The organism is Segatella buccae ATCC 33574, assembly GCF_000184945.1.
GTDB classification, from domain to species: domain Bacteria; phylum Bacteroidota; class Bacteroidia; order Bacteroidales; family Bacteroidaceae; genus Prevotella; species Prevotella buccae.
In genome coordinates, this window is record NZ_GL586311.1 from 2,915,577 (window position 1) to 2,919,132 (window position 3,556).

Consider the following 3,556-nt stretch of genomic DNA (forward strand, 5'->3'; position numbering starts at 1 on the left):
TTACATAGAAATATAATTATTTAAGCGTATAAACACATATCACTTTAAAAACAAATAATATAATTATTTAATAATAAAGATTCAATAAAACACAATAAACACATATAACATTTTAAATATTTATTATTAACATGCTATATGTATTTAAACGTATTACACTAAAATAATAAACGCATCTTTCGCAAGCAAAAGTGATCACAAACCAACTATACAGCTAAAACACTAAAGGAATTATATACTTTAGCACTTTAATTATAAAACAATAAACAAAGAAGTGGAAAGAGGATAAAAGACCATAAATAACTTTATTTATAAAATAACAAAACAAGATGTGGAGCTATTGGAGAATGGAAAGGAGACACGGGATGATGGAATGGAAAATGAGAGATAAAGAAATAAAAATAGATAGTATTTTATTACTATAAATGGCGGAATGGGGTAGGGGACAGATCGGCTTCCATGCCTCATAGAGGAATGGGGAAAGTAATGAAATAGGGTAAATGAAAAAACAAAACATCATGGAAAGATGTTAATAGATGAAATATATTAACATAAAAGAAGCGAAGAGAAAACTTGAAAGAGGGAGGACAAAGGGATGATGAAACATTGATAAGTGGGCAAAAAAGCATTGATAAATGCACAGGGAGACATTGATAAGTGGACAAGAAAACATTACCCGGTGGACAATGGACATTCGACAACCGGACGAGGAAGCACCTAAAATCGCCCGGAAAGCATACCATTTTGCTGCATCTATCCACATTCCTCGATGCACTGTGGGCGTGCCCGTTACCTGTCTGTGGCGATGGACAAAAATGGAAAGGCCGGAGCGCGCCCGATAGGAAACTGCGAGCCACAACTTGACGACACACACGGGCCGGCAGTAGACACAAAAACAGCCACAATGGGAGGGGGCAAGGCATTGCAAGGTCTGCGTTTATCGCTGGCAGTAGACACAAAAACAGCCACAATGGAAAGAGGCACGGCATTTGCACAGTCTGCGTTTATCGCTGGCAGTAGACACAAAAACAGCCACGATGGGAGGGGGCACGGCATTTGAAGCTCCGTCCGCTCCATGCGCTAATTGCCTTTTTCCGGGGCTTTTCCCACGCAGGGATACAGAGGAAACGGGAGTTCTTGTCAGGCCGGGGCGTGGCGAGCCTGTGTGCCTGAAAGCAGGGAGGAAGCAGCGTCTTGGGAGTCCGGGGGTAGGTGGAGGGCGGTCCCGTGCGACCTGTGTGCCGCGTCAGCCGCCTGTATAGGCTTTCTGGCGGACCTTTCCCACGCAGCGGCGCAGAGAAAGGGGGAGACCTTGTGCGCTTGGAGCGTGGCGTGAAACTCTTCTTTCCGACGCACCGCCATACGAAAATAAACGCAAGGGCGGGCAAGTGCGGGTAAAAGTGGAGTGGGGGGAGGCGCAAATCGGGCGCGGCCGGCCCAAACGCTTAATTCTAAATCACTGCTGCTGCAAAACACACGCGTTTTCCCTAAATAAAAATCCTAATAATAATATAAAAATAAAATTATATTCCGAAAATTCTATTTCGTATTGTTATCGCCTATAGAATCATTATTTTTAGATTTATAGGGTTTCGCTAAATGCTGACATTCAATGAGTTGCAAAGAAAAACCGTAACGGATAGGGAACTTTAACCGTAACAGATTAGGAACCTACGGGGAACAGTTTGGGAACAGAACGGAACAGTTTGGGAACCTTTTCGGAACATTTCGGGAACCTCAACAACAGAAACGTATCACTTTGGGAATATCAAAGGAGTGGGAGAGAGGAAAAGAACGAGAAAAGTAAAATAATAGGATTAAATGGCATGATTTTGTTACGCTTTGTCTTGTTGCACGATAAATGAAAACCATTTTAGGCTCTTTTATATCACAGTTTGGAGAGCCGATAAACAGAGAGTTTTCACGAAGATGTGTAACAAAAAGGGAACATTATCGGCAAATGCCGATCGCGGGAATCGTAACAAGTTGGGAACCTTTGCGTTTTTATTTACATTCATCTTCTTGGCGTGCCTAAAAATTCCTTTCACGCGCCCCGGCCCCCTTGTCCATGCGACCTAAGCAACCTTTCCACACCTGCCGAAGCTCCTTTCCGCACCCGCTTAAAATTCCTTCCACATCGGCTAAACGCCCTATCCAAGCGGTTTAAACACGCTTTACGCATCGACAAACACCCCTTCCCACACCGACCGGACAGCCATTGCTGAAAGGCTCCTCAGCCCTCACCACCTGCATTTATACCCTGAAATCCCCGTCTGAGAGGGGAATGCAGGCGGTTGGGCGCGACAGAATGCACCAAAAAACAAGGAGCAGGAAGCAGAAACGTATCAATTTGGGAACAAAACCGTGCCATCCTCGACATCCCATTCCGCCAACGCATTAAGAGAGAAACAGTGAGAGAAAATGGAGAGAGAAAGTTCCCATCTTGTTACACTTTAAAACGTAAGTCATTGATAACCAGCATAGATGTGGAATGAATTTACAGCAAATTGAAGGCACGACTTTGTTACGCTTTGCCCGGAAGCGTATCAATATCGGAACATTTTGGGAACATCCGGCCACCATTTCCGGTAGGGTGGGGCAGTCAGGTTCCCTAATTGATACACCTTTCTTCGCGGCCCCACGTTCCCGTTTTGATACGCTTTTTTGCCCATCCGCGTGTTTTCGGGCACTCCGAGCGGATAAATGCAAGTGCGATGGCACGATTTTGTTACGGTTTTAAGGAAATCCCATCCTTTTCGGTCTGCCCGTCGACGAAAGCATCGTTTCCCGTCCGGGCATCCCCTCTGCCCTGAGCCCTCCACCAAAAAGCAGTTGACGGCACGATTTTGTTCCCCCAATGTTCCCTATTTGCTACACCCTTTTGAAGTTTGTGGAAAAAGATAAAAAGTTAACCGTTTAAAAATCAGTATATTGTATGATAAATATAAAGCGATGGTAAAAGGCACGATTTTGTTACGCCCCAAGAAACCGACAGCATCGGCAGGGCGACCGTGCCAGAAGTTTGGCAAGGCGCAGAAGGGGAGGAGGCGGCAGCCGGGATGGCAGTCGGGCGCACAAAAAAGCATACAAAAAGTCATCGGGGCGAGTCGGTCAAATAGCGCAGAAAAGGGGTGGGGGAGAGGCCCGGAAGCATATCGGAAACGGGATTTTGGGCGCGCGGATGGCCGAAACGGCCACACCCGGCGGCTCAAACGGGCTCTGTCGGAACGCGAAAGGGCCTCCGCGGGATGGCGAAAGAGGCCCTTTGGCGAGGTCGTTCGGGCCTCGCGACAGAGAAAAAGAAGCTTCGGTGATTGTATGGAAAACGGAATTCGTTGACTGTCAGTCGTTTGCAAATGTGTCTGAAATTCGCGTATTCGCAGCCTCGTGCGATTTTTCCGGCTGTGCGCCAAGCACAGAGGTGATTTTTGAGGAAGAAAGAGGACAAAAAGGAAAGCCCAAAAAGAGCCCCCCAACCGCCCCCTGAGAGACCCCCCAACCCCCTAAAGGGGGGCTTTGCCATCCACCTATTCGCAGGAATGTAAGCCCCCTTTAG